This window comes from Rhodococcus sp. DN22 (genome assembly GCF_036669995.1).
Taxonomy (GTDB): domain Bacteria; phylum Actinomycetota; class Actinomycetes; order Mycobacteriales; family Mycobacteriaceae; genus Rhodococcus_F; species Rhodococcus_F erythropolis.
This window is the reverse complement of record NZ_CP133326.1, coordinates 1593701-1610655: the sequence shown is the minus strand read 5'-3', so window position 1 is coordinate 1610655 and position 16955 is coordinate 1593701. Positions and strand designations below refer to the sequence as shown.

15 protein-coding genes and 1 riboswitch are annotated in these 16955 nt (G+C 63.7%); of the genes, 5 read left to right on the top strand and 10 right to left on the bottom strand.

Annotated elements, in window-relative coordinates:
- Nucleotides 1–68: 68 nt before the first annotated feature.
- The 6 genes from RA302_RS07430 to thiO form a co-directional block, all read right to left on the bottom strand.
- Complete coding sequence (locus RA302_RS07430; protein ID WP_029254781.1) at nucleotides 69–1523, bottom strand: M20/M25/M40 family metallo-hydrolase; 1455 nt, start codon at nucleotides 1521–1523, stop codon at nucleotides 69–71.
- Nucleotides 1524–1655: 132 nt separating this feature from the next.
- Nucleotides 1656–2426: an ABC transporter permease gene (locus RA302_RS07425; RefSeq protein WP_019744508.1), complete on the bottom strand. Its 771-nt coding sequence runs from the start codon at nucleotides 2424–2426 to the stop codon at nucleotides 1656–1658.
- A complete protein-coding gene (locus RA302_RS07420; RefSeq protein WP_020968852.1) occupies nucleotides 2426–3415 on the bottom strand; it encodes an ATP-binding cassette domain-containing protein in 990 nt (329 codons plus the stop codon). Before RA302_RS07420 ends, RA302_RS07425 begins: the two co-directional genes overlap by 1 nt.
- 129 nt (nucleotides 3416–3544) lie before the next feature.
- Nucleotides 3545–4297 carry a thiazole synthase gene (locus tag RA302_RS07415; protein WP_020968851.1) on the bottom strand — a complete coding sequence of 251 codons (753 nt, stop codon included), beginning with the start codon at nucleotides 4295–4297 and terminating at the stop codon, nucleotides 3545–3547.
- A complete protein-coding gene (gene thiS, locus RA302_RS07410; protein WP_003944402.1) occupies nucleotides 4290–4505 on the bottom strand; it encodes a sulfur carrier protein ThiS in 216 nt (71 codons plus the stop codon). Before thiS ends, RA302_RS07415 begins: the two co-directional genes overlap by 8 nt.
- Nucleotides 4502–5581 (bottom strand): glycine oxidase ThiO, encoded by a 1080-nt coding sequence (gene thiO, locus RA302_RS07405; protein WP_283310046.1) that lies wholly within the window; start codon nucleotides 5579–5581, stop codon nucleotides 4502–4504. The genes thiS and thiO overlap by 4 nt, the downstream gene beginning before the upstream one ends.
- Nucleotides 5581–5727: riboswitch (TPP riboswitch) on the bottom strand. (Overlaps the previous gene by 1 nt.)
- A 26-nt stretch (nucleotides 5728–5753) precedes the next feature.
- Between thiO and thiE the strand changes: the two genes are divergently transcribed.
- Nucleotides 5754–6449: a thiamine phosphate synthase gene (thiE, locus tag RA302_RS07400; RefSeq protein WP_060939861.1), complete on the top strand. Its 696-nt coding sequence runs from the start codon at nucleotides 5754–5756 to the stop codon at nucleotides 6447–6449.
- 248 nt (nucleotides 6450–6697) lie between these two features.
- Nucleotides 6698–6829 carry a hypothetical protein gene (locus RA302_RS07395; RefSeq protein WP_003944354.1) on the top strand — a complete coding sequence of 44 codons (132 nt, stop codon included), beginning with the start codon at nucleotides 6698–6700 and terminating at the stop codon, nucleotides 6827–6829.
- A gap of 79 nt (nucleotides 6830–6908) precedes the next feature.
- Here RA302_RS07395 and RA302_RS07390 read toward each other — a convergent pair whose 3' ends face one another.
- Nucleotides 6909–7538 (bottom strand): NUDIX hydrolase, encoded by a 630-nt coding sequence (locus RA302_RS07390; RefSeq protein WP_338479989.1) that lies wholly within the window; start codon nucleotides 7536–7538, stop codon nucleotides 6909–6911.
- Nucleotides 7539–7696: 158 nt separating this feature from the next.
- Between RA302_RS07390 and RA302_RS07385 the strand changes: the two genes are divergently transcribed.
- Genes RA302_RS07385 through RA302_RS07375 form a run of 3 tightly spaced genes read left to right on the top strand, consistent with a single transcriptional unit; the run spans nucleotide 7697 to nucleotide 12394 of the window.
- Complete coding sequence (locus tag RA302_RS07385; RefSeq protein ID WP_029254777.1) at nucleotides 7697–9058, top strand: hypothetical protein; 1362 nt, start codon at nucleotides 7697–7699, stop codon at nucleotides 9056–9058.
- Between the two features lie 14 nt (nucleotides 9059–9072).
- Nucleotides 9073–10059 (top strand): glutamate ABC transporter substrate-binding protein, encoded by a 987-nt coding sequence (locus tag RA302_RS07380; RefSeq protein ID WP_020968847.1) that lies wholly within the window; start codon nucleotides 9073–9075, stop codon nucleotides 10057–10059.
- A gap of 7 nt (nucleotides 10060–10066) precedes the next feature.
- Entirely contained in the window at nucleotides 10067–12394 is a 2328-nt protein-coding gene (locus tag RA302_RS07375; protein ID WP_338479986.1) for a tetratricopeptide repeat protein, read from the top strand.
- A gap of 15 nt (nucleotides 12395–12409) precedes the next feature.
- Here RA302_RS07375 and RA302_RS07370 read toward each other — a convergent pair whose 3' ends face one another.
- The 3 genes from RA302_RS07370 to fgd form a co-directional block, all read right to left on the bottom strand.
- Nucleotides 12410–13609 carry an acetate kinase gene (locus RA302_RS07370; protein WP_020968845.1) on the bottom strand — a complete coding sequence of 400 codons (1200 nt, stop codon included), beginning with the start codon at nucleotides 13607–13609 and terminating at the stop codon, nucleotides 12410–12412.
- A 2-nt stretch (nucleotides 13610–13611) separates the two neighbouring features.
- Nucleotides 13612–15690 (bottom strand): phosphate acetyltransferase, encoded by a 2079-nt coding sequence (gene pta / locus RA302_RS07365; RefSeq protein WP_003944313.1) that lies wholly within the window; start codon nucleotides 15688–15690, stop codon nucleotides 13612–13614.
- Between the two features lie 146 nt (nucleotides 15691–15836).
- The gene (gene fgd, locus RA302_RS07360; protein WP_029254775.1) at nucleotides 15837–16850 is read right to left on the bottom strand and encodes a glucose-6-phosphate dehydrogenase (coenzyme-F420); all 1014 of its coding nucleotides are present in this window, start codon (nucleotides 16848–16850) and stop codon (nucleotides 15837–15839) included.
- Nucleotides 16851–16955 lie beyond the last annotated feature (105 nt).

Here is a 16955-nt window from a genome sequence, read left to right as displayed (position 1 = left end):
CTCGCACAGTGGCCTCCTGGTCGCTCGCACAGTCGATCATTCGGTCAGTCGATCATTCGGTCAGTCGATCATTCGGTTCTGGCCTGTGTCCGGGCATCGCCGACGGGAACGCCGTTCGGCCCGCTCAAATCCTGGGCATACGTCGCAACTCCGAAGGCTACTGCAGAAGCGTTGGCAGCGAGCGCTTCGCGATCGATGTTCGCGAGGTTGTCCTGGGCACTGTGGTAGTTCGGGTCGAAGGTCTCCTCCGCTTCGCCGCCCCACTTCTCGGCCTGAGCCGGCGTCTTGCGTTCGTCCGCGCCGCTGAACACTCCGCCCGCCGGGATTCCGATCTCGATGAACGGGCCGTAGTCGGAACGCCCGTCGAAGTCCGTTCCGTCCGCCGCAATCCCCCGATCGGCGAGAAAATCGACGAAGGTGCGCTCGATGCCTGCCGAACCCTCGGGCCCTGGCCCCTCCCCGACCGCATCCGAGTTGTCACCGTCGTAAGCCAGGTATCCGGCATTGGGCGAACCGAGCATGTCGAAATTCAGATACAGGGCGATGTCGGCCCGTTCCTGATCGCTCAGACCTTCCACGTAACGGGTGGAGCCGACCAATCCCACTTCTTCCGCTCCCCAGAAAGCGAAACGCACGGCATTCTCGATGCTCGGTGAGCTTCCCATCTGCAGCGCGGTTTCCAGCACGGCTGCGGTGCCGCTTCCGTTGTCGTTGATTCCGGGACCTTCCGGCACACTGTCCAGGTGGGCGCCCACGACAACCACGTTGTCGGTTGCGCCGGTCTTGGTCTGTGCAATCACGTTGCGCGACTTCGTCGTTTCCGTCGACGTGTCGAGAATCAGCGTGAGGTCTCCGGGCGCTACGGCAAGAGCCTCGCCCGACGCCTTGCTCACCCCGCCGGTCGGGATGCGGGCGTCTTCGGGTTCACCCAAGGTTGCCCCGCCCAGCATCGCGTCCTCGTTGTTGGCAACCAACAACGCTGCCGCGCCGCGGTCAGCGGCGATTTTCTGCTTGTCGCCGAACGGGCACACTCCGCGGGTGACCAGCACGATTGCACCGTTCACGTCGCGGCCGTCGTAGTCGGTGGCCTCGCAACCTGGTGTCTCGTCGGCGGGAATCACCACCAGGCGTGCCGTGATTCCGGTCGGTCCTGTGGAGGGGGAATATGTCAACGCCCGCACCGGAACATCGGAGCCGTCAGTAGCTTTCAGGGATTCGGTGCCGGGATCGAAGGAGCTGAAGTCGAATTCCGGGGTACTGACGTCGAAGCCCTTGTCTTCGAGCAGGTTTGCCACGTAGTCGACACTGGCGTCGTAGCCGGGGGTTCCGGCCGATCGATTGCCGTCGTTGTTACCGGCGATCTTCTCGAGTTGCTCCAGATGCCCGGTCACGGCGTCGACCGTGACGGTCTCGGAGAATGCCACCGGATCTGCCGGGACGGCTGCTTCACTTCCCGACGACGAGCATCCACTGACCACGAGTGCTCCAGCCATTGCGACCACAACCACACCGAAGAGTCTCATCTTCGGAGGATATCGGCCGAAGCACAGGAAAGGGACCCAGTACGAATGGTTTTTCGTACTGGGTCCCTACTCTGCTGTCACTCCTCGTTCTCGGTAGGTCTCCCGACAACACCTACCGAGGGAGCGACAAGATCAGGCGTCGCGACGATTCACGATGACAATACTTGCTCCGAAAATCACCAGAACGAAGGCCGCGAAGTAGATCAGGCTGCCCCAGGGCCCCCAGTGGAAATCAAGGCTTCCGCCGCCAGGGCTGAGGAAGTGGTTTGCGTTCGCGAACGGAAGGAACGGGGTGATCTTCTCGCCGACACTGCCGAACAGTCCGAACAGGCTCTCGATGAGCAGCGGCCAGAGCAGGAGCAACGCAATAGCGCCCGCAGACTGCCGGATGATCGATCCGACGCCGACAGCAAGAATCACGCAGAGGAAGGCGTACACCGGGATGCCGTAAATCGCACGCCAGTCATCGCCGGTCGACAGGGTCAGGCCCGTGCTGGCCTCGGTACCGGCCATGGCTTTGGCCACCGCATAGGACCCGAAAGCGAGGACAAACGTCAGCACCGCGCCGAAGGCACCGATGAGGCCGGCTTTGGCGATGAGAACCGAGGCACGGTTCGGAACTGCCTGGAACGTGGTGCGGATGGTCCCGAAGCGGTACTCACTGGTGACCGCGAGGGCCGCCATGATCATGAGAACCATGATTCCGAAACCCGAGATGCCGGCCGTGGCAACGGCGGTGTCGAGGTCCGGTGCTCCCTGGACATCGGAGGACGTCAAAGCCGACTTGGCAACCGCGCCCATGATGGCAGCGAAGCCGAGTGCGAGCACGACGATGATGACCGAGCACCAGAGCGGCGACTTGGTCGTGGTGATCTTGATACGTTCAGCACTGAGAACAGCCATTACAGTGCACCTCCCATAGCCTGCTGTGTGTTTGCCTGCTGCGTATTTGCATGGTGTGCACCAGCACCCGGATCGATACCGGATGCGTGGTACTGGACATCGTCTCCGGTCAACTTCATGAACGCATCCTCGAGCGATCCCTGCTGAGACGCCAACTCGTACAACACGATTCCCTGCGAACCAGCCAAACCACCGATCACATCAGTCGTCGAATCCACGACCACCAACGCCGGCGCAACACCGGAACCGTCCTCACGCACCGTCAACCCCTGCGAGAGCAACACACTGCGCAACGCATCGAGCTGAGGACTGCGCACCCGCACCGTCGACTCCGACGAACGATCCACGAACTCCGCCACCGTCGAATCCGAAATCAACCGACCCCGACCGATCACCACCAACTGCTCCGCCGTCAACGCCATCTCCGAGAGAAGGTGACTCGACACCAGCACCGTGCGACCCTCGGCCGCCAACCGCTGCATGAACTTACGAATCCAGACGATGCCCTCCGGATCGAGACCGTTGACCGGCTCGTCGAACAACAACACCTTCGGATCACCCAACAACGCACCCGCCAACCCGAGACGCTGCGACATACCCAACGAGAACCCGCCGGCCTTCTTGCCCGCCACCTCGGACAACCCGACCAACCCGAGCACCTCGTCCACGCGGGACTTCGGGATCCCGTTCGAAGCAGCCATCCACTGCAGATGCGCCCGCGCACTGCGATTGGGATGCACCCACTTCGCATCCAACAACGCGCCGACAGTCCGCAATGGCGTCTTGAGCTCGCGGTACGGCTTGCCGTCGATCAACGCCGCACCCGACGTCGGCTGATCCAAACCCAGGATCATCCGCATCGTCGTCGACTTACCCGCACCGTTGGGGCCCAGAAAGCCCGTCACGATGCCCGGCTTGACCGTGAACGACAAATCGTCCACCGCTTTCGTCGGTCCGTAAACCTTGGTCAATCCCCTCAGTTCAATCATGAGGAGAACTCTGCCCTACCGGCAATGACCAGCACATCGGCCACAGGTCTAGTTCCGAGTGGTACTCAGGTAGGACATGAGTCCGGGCAATTCGGGCAGAACCCCGAGAAATCACCCGGATCTCGTCCCTCAGGACGACGCTTGAGCCCAGAATCGCTTGGGGATCCGGCCGGCGTGCCGCGCCTCGAAACCTGCCACGACAGCGTGACGCATCGCCGACGCCATCAGCGCGGGATTCTTGGCCCGCGTCACCGCTGTCGCAAGTAGGACGGCGTCGCAGCCCAACTCCATGGCAAGGGTGGCGTCGCTGGCCGTTCCGATCCCGGCGTCGAGGATGACGGGCACCCCGGCGCGCTCGACGATCATCTCGATGTTGTGCGGATTTGCGATACCCAGCCCGGTGCCGATGGGTGAACCGAGCGGCATGACCGCAGCGCAACCAACCTCTTCGAGGCGAAGCGCCAGCACCGGATCGTCCGTCGTGTACGGCAGAACGGTGAATCCGTCGTCCACCAATTGTTCTGCGGCGGAGACGAGTTCGATTGCGTCGGGCAGCAGCGTCCGCTCGTCGGCGATGACTTCTAGTTTGACCCAGTTCGTCTCGAGCGCTTCGCGTGCCAACTGCGCCGTCAGCACTGCTTCGGCGGCGCCCCGACACCCGGCGGTGTTCGGCAACGGTTCGATTCCGAGGCGACGAAGCAGGTCCAGAACACCCGTGCCACCGGCCGCGTCGACTCGCCGCATCGCGACGGTGGTCAGTTCGGTGCCGGAGGCGACAAGCGCTTCCTCGAGCACCGCAAGGTTGGCGGCGCCGCCTGTTCCGGTGATGAGCCGGGAACCGAAGGTGCGGCCAGCGATAGTGAGAAGGTCCTGCTCAGCCACCCTGCACCGCCGTGAGGATCTCGATTTCCCAACCACGTCCGACGGATTCGTCCCAACGCCCGCGAGGAAAGAGCGCACCGTCGACGGCGACGGCGATACCCTTGCTCGGCAACTCGAGGTGCGTCAGTAGCTCGGTCACCGTGACTGCTCGATCGAACTCGAGATCTTCGCCGTTGACGGTGATCCCGATCGGGACCTGCTCACTCATGAATTTTCCTTAACTACTGCGAACCGCTCGGGTTCGGTTCCTTTTACCTCGACCAAAGATGTGCCGTTCAGCAACGCGACCGTCGCATCGGCGGTGACGGGCGTCAGCAGGACACCGTTGCGTCCGTGTCCGGTGGAGACGACAACACGATCGGACACGCGCCCGATCAAGGGCAGGTTGTCCGGCGTCATGGGACGCAGGCCTGCCGCGCATTCGTACAGTTCGTATTCGCCGATCGCCGGCATCAGTGCCTCGGCGTCGTTGATCAGGTCCCGTACTCCGGCCATCGTGACCTGTGTGTCCTCACCGGACTCGTATTGTGTTGCGCCGACGACGATTCCGTCACCGCGCGGGACGAGGTAGGCGGGCCGCCCGTGGACGCTTCCGCGGATGGTGCGGCTGGGCGCCGGGGTGACTCCAGGCCTACTCCGCAGGCGAAGGATTTCGCCCTTGACCGGGCGTACCGGTAACCCGGGCCACAGCTTGGGTGACGCGATACCGGCGGTGAGCACGATCTGATCGGTATCGAGTTCGGCGAGGTCGTTGACGGCACGCGCGATCAATTCGACGCCGGATTCCGCACAGGCCTTCTGCAACGCGTCCAGCAGAAGTCTGTTGTCGACGGCGGACTCACCGACAGCCATCAGTCCCGACCGGATGCCCCGGCCGAGCATCGGTTCGAGTTCGCGGATGCGGGCGCGACCGAGAACTTCGAGTTCATGGCCCTGCGCGGTCACCCACTCGGCGATGGTCTGCAGGTCCTGCGCGTCGGCCGCATCGAGTGCAACCGTCAGCGAACTGTCCGCGGTGAAGACCGATGGCCCGAACTTTCCGAGCTCCTCACCGAACGTCGGCCACCGTTCCAGGGACGCTGCACCAACCGTCAACGCTGTCTCTTCACCCGGCCAGCCTTCGGAAAGCGGGGCGAGCATTCCGCCTGCCACCCACGAAGCACCTGATCCAATGGACGGGTCGTACAACCGAACGGACCACCCGTCGCGGGCTGCTCGCCACGCAATGGCGAGGCCGATGACACCGCCGCCGACAACCGACACCGTACGAGCGTGTGTACTCACGAAACTCCACCTCCACTTCCTGCGCCGGCATGATCCGGGTCAGGTCTGACGGTCGGGATCTGGTCGCGATCCCCTCTCAGCCCCACGAACCTCGCAGTCACGACAAAAAGTGACAACGACGTTTCAGGACTCCCGTGTCGAACCTTGCTCCCTAGAGGCTACCGTTTGCTCCGTGCACCCCACACATCCCAGTAACGTCATCGACCGGCGCGAGCGCCTGGCAGCAGCACGGCTGTACCTGTGCACCGACGCGCGCCGCGAGAAAGGCGACCTCGCGCAGTTCGCCGAGGCAGCATTGTCCGGCGGAGTCGACATCATCCAATTGCGTGACAAGGGCTCTGCCGGTGAGCGCGAGTTCGGCCCGCTCGAGGCCAAGGACGAACTGGTAGCACTGGGCATTCTCGCGGCCGCAGCGCGACGCCACGGCGCATTGTTGGCCGTGAACGATCGCGCGGATCTCGCGATGGCTTCCGGTGCCGACATCCTCCACCTCGGGCAGAACGACATTCCCGTCCCCTACGCACGAACGGTTGTCGGTGAAGACGTCGTCATCGGGCGTTCGACGAGTAGTCGCGCGCAGGCGAGTCTGGCCGCAATCGAAGAGGGCGTCGACTACTTCTGCACCGGGCCGGTCTGGGCGACACCGACCAAACCGAATCGAAGTGCGTCCGGTCTGGAACTGGTTCGATCGACCGCCGACGCCGCACCGCCGCGCCCCTGGTTCGCAATCGGCGGCATCGACGAGGAACGCCTGCCGGAGCTGCTCGATGCCGGTGCCACGCGCATCGTCGTCGTGCGTGCAATCACGCAGGCGTCGGATCCGCAGGCGGCTGCGCAGCGCCTCGCCGCGGCCGTCACTGGACGCTGAAAACCGGTAACTGGCGACCGTCAACTGTTTGCCGGGCGATTTCCACACAGTTACGGGTCAGCACGCCTGACTCGAAACATGAACGGAAGTTGTCCGATCAGACAACAAACCCCCAGTTCCTAGGTGCGATTGGATGTCCGAAAAGTCGGATTACGTGATCTTGATCACAGTTGTTTCGATTGCGTGTCACATCCCATTCGGTTTGTTGTAGTTTACCTCCAGTTACTAACTGAACCTAGGAGCACTAAATGGGATCCCTCGACACCGGCTCGCTCAGCACCGAATCGCTCGAAGACCTGAACCTCGGCAAGATCAGCGAGCTGCTCAAGCTCGGTATCACCGCGGTCAGCTTCATCACGGCGCTGAACTCGCTCAGCTGAGCCTCGTTTCGGTCGGGAGACCGAAACACAGAAGGGCCGGACTCCTGAGGAGTCCGGCCCTTCTGCTGTATATGCCCTGTTAAGACTGCGTACTCGACGCCTCGGACAGGTTCTGGTCACTGCCTGACTGCTCACTGCCTTGGTGGGAACTGCCTTGGTGCGAGCTGACCGACAACCATCCGAAGCCACCGTCTTCGAGTACGACGGTGTGTGGGTCGCCGGCCTGTAGGTCTTCAGTCTCGGCTGGTACAGGCGCAGTCCGGAGCTCGGGCCACGAGGAACCGAATCCCGGATGCAATGGCAGCGAATCGACGTCGGCTTCACGCACCCACCGCAACTCGGTGCTCTCACCGTTGGCAACCGTCGACAGTGGATGCGCCGCATCAGCCACGACGGTGGTGTAGGTCCACCCGCTCTCCGCGTGCATCGTCACTACCTCACCGCGGACGCGAACGGCGTCTTCGGCGATTCCGGCTTCTTCGTGTGCCTCCCGGACAGCGGCGTGCGTCGTGCTTTCGTGTGAGTCCCGTGCTCCACCGGGCAATGCCCAGGTACCACCTTGATGGCTCCACGCCGCACGATGCTGCAGCAAGACCAGGGGCGATCCGTCCGAATCGGGGGCGCGCAGAAGCAGTCCAGCGGCTCCGTGTTTACCCCAATGCCGAGTACCGTCCGGTCCGATCGACCAACCGTCACCGTCACCACGCATCGACTACCTCGCTCCGCCTGCTCTCGCCGTTGTCCCACACTAACCGTTTCAAACTGCTCCAGGTGTAGGTGATGCTTATATGCTCGCGAAGATGCCCTGAATCATTTCTCGGCGGCATCATTTCTCGGTAGCCCGCCTACAGCGAAGTGAGGTGCTCGATGGTCGACCGTGTCGTCCCGTCCATCGAACCCCGGTCGCTGCCGCCCTCCGAGGGCACTTCGGTATCGGCGGAGGACGAGCGAGCACTTCTGCGGCGCGAACTCCAGGCATTCATGTCCTCGACGCCTGGCCGGTTGACCGTCGTCGGAGTGATCTTGATTGCGATCACCTTGATCGCCGGACTCCTCGCCACCGCAGCGATCGAGAACCGACAGGCGAACCTCGACCTCCTCCTCGTCGAAACCGAACCTCTCGCCAACTCGGCCCAGAACCTCTACAGCGCGTTGTCTTTGGCAGACGCCGCCGCGGCCACCGCCTTCATCTCCGGCGGCCTCGAACCCGCCGAAGTACGCGACCGATACACGCAGTCGATCGGTGAGGCGTCGGCGGAGATCGTCCAGGCGTCGGCCGGTCTCGACTCGACTGATCTTGCCGGGCACAGCGCGTTGACCACCATCTCGACCGACCTCTCCGTCTACACCGGGCTGGTCGAAACTGCACGGGCGAACAATCGCGTCGGAAACCCGGTCGGGGCAGCATATTTGAGCGAGGCCTCGCAGTTGATGCAGACCTCGCTGCTGCCGATGGCTCAGCAACTGCACGCCTCGCAGGAGACCCTGGTCTCGCAGGTACAGCGCGATTTCGAGACTCCACCGTGGTGGCCGATCGTGGCATTCGTCCTCGTGTTGTGCGCGCTGGTGGCAACACAGGTGTACTTCTCCCGCAAGAGTCGCCGACGCTTCAATCTCGGGTTGATCCTTGCCTCGCTCGCCGTCGCGGCTGCGCTGCTGTGGCTGCTCACCGTCGGACTGGTGTCCGCACTTGCCACCGGACGTGCACTCGACGCGGGCGCCGAGCCACTGCACGAACTGACCGAGGCCCGGATCATGGCACAGCAGGCACGTACCGTCGAAACCCTCACGTTGGCGAGACGGGATTCAACTGCCGAGGACAACGTGACGTTCACTCGCAAGGTCGACGCCCTGCGCGACATCCTCGAGGGCCTACGCAGCGACGAACGCGCCCGAGTGAACAACGAGGTGCTGACCGCCGCACTGGATTCGCGCGAGCAATGGGTGGCTGCGCACACGCGCATGTACGACCGTCTCGGGACCGGCGACTTCACTTCCGCTGCCGCCATCACCATCGGCTCCGGAGAACAGGATTCGGCCGCGGAATACGGAAAGCTCGATCACGAACTCTGGCAAGGAATCGTGGATTCGCGCACAAATCTTCGGTCCGACGTCTCGTACGCCTCACGTGTGTTGGCTGCCTCTGCACCGGGCATGACTGTATTGGCAGTTCTCGGAGTTGCCGGAATCTTCATCGGGTTCTGGCCCCGACTGCGGGAGTATCAGTGACGGGAGTACCGGAGATGCGGAGGAAGCTCCCGGCCGTGTGCGTCGCGGTTCTGGCAGCGTCCGTGCTGGCGCTCGCCGGTTGCGGTGCAGATCGAGCCGAAGACCTGAACAACGCGGCCGCCACGTCGTACACGGAACCGCCGCTGCCGGCCGAGGCCACCATCGCGCCCAGTCCGACACCGACGACTACCGCGTCGTGCACCAACCTCACTGCGAGCCTGCGCCCCACACCCGCAGACGCATCTCCGCAGCCACCCACGCCGAGCCTCGACGCCATCCGCGCCCGCGGGCGGCTGATCGTGGGCCTGGACACCGGTTCCAACCTCATGAGCTTTCGCGATCCGGCGACCGGACGCCTCGAAGGCTTCGACGTGGACATCGCCCGCGAGATCGCCCGCGATCTGCTCGGCGACCCGGAGAAGATCGAGTACCGAATCCTGACCTCGGACGATCGGATCGCCGCACTCCAGGAATCCATGGTCGACGTGGTCGTCAAAACCATGACCATCACGTGCGAGCGGCGCGAGAAGGTCGACTTCTCGACGCAGTACTTCTCCGCCGAGCAACGAATTCAGGTCCTGCAGGGTTCACCGGTACGCGGCATCGCCGATCTCGCAGGCAAGCGAGTCTGCGCTGCCCGGGGAACGACGTCGGCCACGCGAATCCAGGAGCTCCAACCCGAAGCCACCGTCGTGACCGTCCCGATGTGGTCCGACTGCCTCGTCGTCCTCCAGCAGGGGCAGGTGGACGCGATCAGCACCGACGACACGATCCTCGCCGGACTCGCCTCGCAAGACCCGTATCTCATGATGGTCGGTGGTTCGTTGGGCGTCGAACCCTACGGAATCGGAGTGAACAAGGACAACCCCGACTTGGTCCGATTCGTCAACGGAACCCTCGAGCGGATCCGGGGTGACGGGACCTGGAACCGTATCTACGACCGTTGGCTCAGCGTCCTCGGTCCGTCACCCGGTCCCCCGCCGGCCGTCTACCGGGATTGAGGCTGACATGACCGAAGAATCCGGCCCCGAGCCCGACGCCACGCAAGCCTCCGTACGCCCCGAGCCTGACTCCACGCAGGCATCCCTACGCTCCGAACCCGAAGCCACCGGCGCCTACGAGCGCCTCGAACCGACCTCGGCCCAGATACGAGGAACCACGCCGTCCGCATCCTCCTCCCCTACCGGCCGCTCCACTCGATCCCGCCGCAGCCGGTCGGGACGAAAGCTGCGCCTCGGCGGCGGCCTGGTCGAAGTTCCCCCCGTCCCGCAGATCGACCCCGCATCTGCGGTGATGAGTGACCCGACGGTCCCCGAGCGCAAACGGTTCTGTTGGAAATGCAACGAACCGGTCGGCCGCAAGAGCGCAAGCACCAAGGCAACTCAGCACGGCACCTGCCCCAAGTGCGGTTCCACTTTCGACTTCCGCCCACTCCTCGAAGAGGGCGAATTGGTATCAGGTCAATACGAGGTTCAAGGGCCCATCGCGCACGGCGGTCTGGGATGGATCTACCTCGCGATCGATCGCAATGTCAGCGACAGGTGGGTAGTTCTCAAGGGACTCTTGCATTTCGGTGATTCCGAAGCGCAAGCCGTTGCGGTGGCCGAGCGTCAGTTCCTCGCCGAGGTCGCCAACCCCAGCATCGTCAAGATCTTCAACTTCGTCGAGCATCCGCGCCCGGACGGGACACCCATGGGGTACATCGTCATGGAGTACGTGGGCGGGCGATCATTGCGCGAGGTGCTGGCCGAATTCCCGGACGGCAAGCACATGCCGATCGAGCAGGCAATCGGCTACGTACTGGAAATCCTTCCGGCGTTGAGCTATCTGCATTCCACCGGCCTGGCGTACAACGACCTCAAACCCGAGAACGTGATGGTCACCGAGGACCAACTGAAGCTGATCGACCTCGGCGCCGTGTCCGGGATCGAAGACTACGGATACCTGTACGGCACTGCCGGCTATCAAGCGCCGGAGATCATCGAGACCGGCCCGACCATCGCCTCCGACATCTTCACCGTCGGAAGAACACTCGCGGTTCTCACCCTCGACATGCCCTCGAAGCACGGACGGTACCTCGACGGCCTTCCCGAACCCGAGGACGAGCCACTGCTGCGAGACAACGAGTTCTTCCACCGCCTGCTGCTGCGCGCCACCGACCCGGATCCGAAGAAGCGTTTCCAGTCGGCCGAGGAGATCGCGGGCCAACTCACCGGCGTTCTGCGAGAAATCCTCGCGGAGCAGACCGGGCAGGAGAATCCTGGGCTCTCGCTCGTGTTCAGCAGGCAGCGAACGTCTTTCGGCACCGACGAATTGGTCGGGCAAACCGATGTGTACGTCGACGGTGTCAGCCACGACGCTGCTCTCGATCCGCGCGAAGTTGCGCACGCACTTCCCATCCCGTTGGTCGACCCCACCGATCCCAGCGCGCCGTTGCTGGCGGCAGCGGTGCACAGCGAACCGTCTCAGACTCTCGATGCGTTGAAACACGCCCGCGAGAACGGAATCGACCGAACGTCAGGCACACCGGCGGCCGCCATCTCCGGCGAGGTCCGACTGGCCGAGGCCAAGGCTCATCTCGATCTCGGCGATCCGGAGACCGCGCTGAGTGTTCTGGACGAACTCCAGCAGAGCATCGGTGATCACTGGAAGATCGAGTGGTATCGAGGGCTTGCAGCGTTGCAACTGGACCGATTCGAGCCCGCCTTCAGTCATTTCGAGACCGTCCTGACGGCTCTGCCGGGCGAGGCTGCACCCAAACTCGCGTTGGCGGCGACAGCAGAACTGATCCTCCAGCATTGGGAGAGCGACGACCCGGACCAATGGTGCCGCTTCTCGGAGAAGTACTACCGCACCGTCTGGCGGACCGAACGGAACTACGTCAGCGCAGCATTCGGGCTCGCCAGACAACTCGCCGATCACGGCAACAAGAAGGCAGCCATCGACGCCCTCGACGAAGTTCCCACGTCTTCCCGGCACTACAACGTCGCACGGATGTCGAGCGCTCTGACGATGCTGTCCGGCGTTCCGATCGCCGAACTCGACGAATCGACTCTGAGGGAAGCCGCCCGTCGCGTTCGCGCGCTACCGGCCGAGGAGAGCCGAAGTCTGCAGATGCGAACCCTGGTGTTGGGTACGGCACTCGATTGGATTCGCTACGGAAACCGCTCGCACACCGAACTCGAACCCATCCTCGACCTGCCATTCACCGAGCAGGGTCTGCGCACCGGAGCCGAAGCCTGCCTTCGCGCCCTCGCCCGCGCCACGACCTCCCGCACGCACCGCTACGCCCTCGTGGACCGGGCGAACGCGGTGCGTCCGCGCAGCAATTTCTGACGCGCTCCCCGAGATTTACAGCGCGGCCACCAAAGCCTTCGCCGCGCGGGCGATCGCCAACTCCTCGTTGGTGGGGACCACCAGCACCTCGACGGCCGACGTGGATGCGGAGATACGACGCTCGTCGCGGCTCTTCGCCTCGTTGAGAGCCGGGTCGACCTCGATTCCGAGACGGGAGAGGCCGGCCAGGCTGTCGCGTCGTACGTCGATGTTGTTCTCGCCGACACCGCCGGTGAAGGTGATGACGTCGACGCCACCGAGTTGAACGATGAAGGCGCCGATGTACTTACGGAGCATGTGTACGTAGACGTCGTAGGCAAGTTGTGCGTCTTCGTCGCCGCCCTCGATCAGTGCGAGCAGGGCACGGAAATCGTTGACTCCCGACAGTCCCTTCAAACCGGAACGACGGTTGAGGAGGTCGTCGATCTCGTCGACCTTCATTCCCGAGTTGCGGTTGAGGTGCAAGATGATGCCTGGGTCGATGTCGCCGCTGCGGGTGCCCATGACAAGACCCTCGAGCGGGGTGAGGCCCATCGTGGTGTCGATAGCCTTGCCGCCCTTGATTGCCGAGGCCGAAGCGCCGTTTCCGAGGTGGAGAACGATCTGATTCAGCTCGGCCGGATCCTTGCCGAGGAAGTCCGCGACTCGTCCCGACACGTATTCGTGTGAGGTCCCGTGGAAGCCGTATCGACGAATCTGGTTGGCCTTGGCCACATCCCGATCGATCGCGTAGGTCGACGCTGCGGCGGGCAGCGTGTGAAAGAAGGCAGTGTCGAACACTGCTACGTGCGGAACGTCTGGCAGTTCTTCGCGCGCCACCTCGATACCGATCACGTTGGCCGGATTGTGCAGCGGCGCAAGGTTCGACAAATCCGCGATGGCTTTCACGACGCCGTCGTCGATGAGCGTCGGCGAGTAGAAGATGTCACCACCGTGCACGACTCGGTGACCGACGGCGATGATTCCTGCCTCGCTCAGCGGCCGTCCGACCTCGGCGACGATGTCGAGCACCATCTTCAGTCCCGCACGGTGATCGGCGATGGGGAGGCTGCGGTCTTCGACTCCGGTGCGGTGGTTGTAGACGATGTGGCCGTCGGGTTCGCCGATGCGCTCGATGAGGCCGTGCGCTACCGATTCCGCTGTATCCGGATGCACGAGTTGAAATTTGATCGATGACGAGCCGGAATTGATGACCAGTACGGTGCCGTCGCTCACGCTTACGCTCCCTGTGCCTGTATTGCCGTGATAGCCACGGTGTTGACGATGTCCTGGACCAACGCTCCACGCGAGAGATCGTTGACCGGCTTGTTCAGTCCCTGCAGAACCGGGCCGACGGCGATAGCGCCGGCGCTACGCTGCACTGCCTTGTAGGTGTTGTTGCCGGTGTTCAAGTCCGGGAACACGAACACCGTGGCCTTGCCCGCCACCAGAGAATCCGGCATCTTCTTGTCAGCGACACTCTGCTCGACGGCCGCGTCGTACTGAATGGGCCCTTCCACCAACAGGTCCGGTCGGCGCTCGCGCACCAAAGCGGTCGCGGTGCGAACCTTGTCGACGTCGGCTCCACTGCCCGAATCGCCGGTGGAGTACGAGAGCATCGCAATGCGCGGATCGATACCGAACTGCGACGCCGTCTGTGCGGACGAGATCGCGATGTCCGCCAACTGCTCCGACGTCGGGTCCGGAACCACGGCGCAGTCACCGTAGGAGAGAACGCGGTCGGCCAGGCACATCAGGAAGATGCTCGAAACCGTCGAAACTCCGGGGGCCGTCTTGATGATCTCGAACGAGGGCCGGATCGTGTGAGCGGTGGTGTGGGCGGCACCGGAGACCATGCCGTCGGCAATACCCAAGTGCACCATCATCGTTCCGAAGTACGAGATGTCGGCGATCACCTCGCGTGCCCGCTCGATGGTCATGCCCTTGTGCGCCCGCAGCGCGGTGTATTCCTGTGCGAAGCGCTCGGTGTACTCGGACTGCGCGGGCGCGAGGACCTGCGCGCCGCTGATGTCCACGCCGAGTTCCGCTGCGCGTCGACGCACACTGGGTTCGTCGCCGAGGATCGTCAGGTCGGCAACCTGGCGCTGCAGCAGCCGGCCGGCCGCGCGCAGGATCCGGTCGTCGTCACCCTCCGGGAGGACGATGTGCTTGCGATCGCGTCGAGCGCGGTCGATGAGCTTGTACTCGAACATCTGTGGGGTCACGACCGACGGAATCGGCAGTGCCAGTCGGTCCATCAGGACGTCGGCGTCGACGCGCTGTTCCATCAAGCTCAGCGCAGTGTCGACCTTTCGCTGCGAACCGACTGCCACGCGTCCGCGGGTTTGGGCTGCAGCGCTTGCGGTGTCGAAAGTGCCGAGGGTTGTCGTGAGGATCGGAAGACGCTGTTTGAGGCCGGCCATCAACGCCGCGATGGCCGGGTGCGGCGTGATCCCGCCATTCATGATGATGCCCGCGAGCGACGGAAATCCCTCCGCCTCATGCGCATTGAGCAACGCGAGCAGCACGTCCGAGCGGTCACCCGGTGCGATGACGACCATGCCCTCGACCAGACGCTCGAGGATGTGCTCGGCGGTCATTCCGCCCACCATCACCTTCAGTGCCTCGCGGTGCAGCAGTTCCGGGTCACCCGAGTACAACTCGCCGCCGGTGGCTTCCATCAACTCGGCCATCGTGGGTGAGACGAGCAACGGAATCTCCGGCAGGCTCCACGTCGGAACACCGATGTCGGACAGGGCTGCGGTGACCTCGTCGAGCTTGTCGGGATCGCAGCGATTGGCGACGACCGCGAGCAGGTGAGCGTGGTTGGCGGCCAACTCGGCGGCGCACAGGTGCGCGAGCTGAGCAACCTCCTCGACGCTGCGCCGAGCGCCTCGAACCGCCAACAGGACCGGCGCTCCCAGGTTCACGGCGATGCGGGCGTTGAAGCTCAGTTCGCTGGGGCTTGCGACGTCGGTGTAGTCACTTCCGATGATCACGACGGCGTCGCACTGCTCGGCCACGGTGTGGTACTTCGCCACGATGTCGGCCAGTGCAGCTTCGGGATCGGCGTGAACCTGCTCGTAGGTGACGCCGAGTGCGTCGGCGTAGGAGAGATCGGCCGTGGTGTGCTCTAGCAGCAGTTCGAGGATGTAGTCGGTTTCCTCGGTCGAGCGGGCGATCGGGCGGAAGACACCGACCCGGGCGACGGTCGCGCACAACATCTGCAGCACGCCAAGCGCGATGGTGGATTTTCCGGTGTCACCTTCAGGGGAGGCGACGTAGACACTCGACACGGCAGCGGGCGCTTCTGGCATGCCCAACAGCCTAGTGTGGGCCGCCGCCCACCTTGCCACTGATCGTGGTCACGCTCACGGTGCAGCCGACAACCGGCCGCTACGAGAAAGACGAACGGTGCCTGCCACACGTCGAGTGGCAGACACCGTTCAGTTGATCTCGAGGATCAGCCAAGAGCACGCAGGCGGGGCGCGAGGTCACGCTCGAACAGCTCGAGGAAGCGGCGCTGATCGTGGCCCGGTGCGTGGAACACCAGGTGATTGAGACCGGCGTCGACGTAGGCCTTGACCTGCTCGACGGCGTCCTCGGGATCGGAAGCGACGATCCAGCGCTTGGCCACCTGCTCGATGGGCAGAGCGTCGGCAGCTGCTTCCATTTCGATCGGATCCTCGATGCTGTGCTTCTGCTCCGGCGTCAGGGAAAGCGGCGCCCAGAAACGCGTGTTCTCGAGTGCAGCCTCCGGATCGGTGTCGTAGCTGATCTTGATCTCGATCATCTTGTCGATGTCGGCGACGTCGCGCTCGGCCTTGGCCGCGCCCTCGGCAACCGCCGGAAGCAACTTCTCGGTGTAGAGCTCCATGCCCTTGCCGGAGGTGCAGATGAAGCCGTCACCGGCACGTCCCGCGTACCGGGCGACAACGGGTCCACCGGCCGCGATGTACACGGGAATCCCACCCTCGGGGACGTCGTAGATCGACGCGCCACGAGTGGTGAAGTACTCGCCTTCGAAGTCGACACGATCGCCCAGCCACAGCTCACGCATCAGCCGCACCGACTCACGCAGGCGCGCGAAGCGTTCCTTGAACTCGGGCCACTCACCCTGGAAGCCGGTGGCGATCTCGTTGAGAGCCTCACCGCTGCCGACGCCGAGCATGATGCGCCCCGGGTAGAGACATCCCATCGTCGCGAACGCCTGAGCGATGACCGCCGGGTTGTAGCGGAACGTCGGCGTCATCACGGACGTGCCGATCTGCACGCGCTCGGTGCGCTCACCGACGGCCGTCATCCAGGCGAGCGAGAACGGCGCGTGTCCACCGTTGTGGCGCCACGGCTGGAAATGATCGCTCACCGCAACGGAATCCATGCCGTGCTGCTCTGCCAGAACTGCCAGCTCTACCAGTTCGCGAGGGCCGAATTGCTCAGCCGATGCCTTGTATCCGAGCTTGAGTTCCTGCGCCACCGTGCACTCCCTTGTCGTCTGTTTCGTTTACTTCTCTGACGTGCTTCTCGTTCTTTGCAGACTATCCAGACACCGCTCGGACTTCTCTGCGTATCTCACGAGGTA

Excerpts from the sequence above, each read along its gene's own strand:
- RA302_RS07430 (WP_029254781.1), bottom strand. The coding sequence starts at position 1,523 with ATGAGACTCTTCGGTGTGGTTGTGGTCGCAATGGCTGGAGCACTCGTG.
- RA302_RS07425 (WP_019744508.1), bottom strand. The coding sequence starts at position 2,426 with ATGGCTGTTCTCAGTGCTGAACGTATCAAGATCACCACGACCAAGTCG.
- RA302_RS07420 (WP_020968852.1), bottom strand. The coding sequence starts at position 3,415 with ATGATTGAACTGAGGGGATTGACCAAGGTTTACGGACCGACGAAAGCG.
- thiS (WP_003944402.1), bottom strand. The coding sequence starts at position 4,505 with ATGAGTGAGCAGGTCCCGATCGGGATCACCGTCAACGGCGAAGATCTC.
- RA302_RS07395 (WP_003944354.1), top strand. The coding sequence starts at position 6,698 with ATGGGATCCCTCGACACCGGCTCGCTCAGCACCGAATCGCTCGAAGAC.
- RA302_RS07390 (WP_338479989.1), bottom strand. The coding sequence starts at position 7,538 with ATGCGTGGTGACGGTGACGGTTGGTCGATCGGACCGGACGGTACTCGG.
- RA302_RS07385 (WP_029254777.1), top strand. The coding sequence starts at position 7,697 with ATGGTCGACCGTGTCGTCCCGTCCATCGAACCCCGGTCGCTGCCGCCC.
- RA302_RS07380 (WP_020968847.1), top strand. The coding sequence starts at position 9,073 with ATGCGGAGGAAGCTCCCGGCCGTGTGCGTCGCGGTTCTGGCAGCGTCC.
- RA302_RS07375 (WP_338479986.1), top strand. The coding sequence starts at position 10,067 with ATGACCGAAGAATCCGGCCCCGAGCCCGACGCCACGCAAGCCTCCGTA.
- pta (WP_003944313.1), bottom strand. The coding sequence starts at position 15,690 with ATGCCAGAAGCGCCCGCTGCCGTGTCGAGTGTCTACGTCGCCTCCCCT.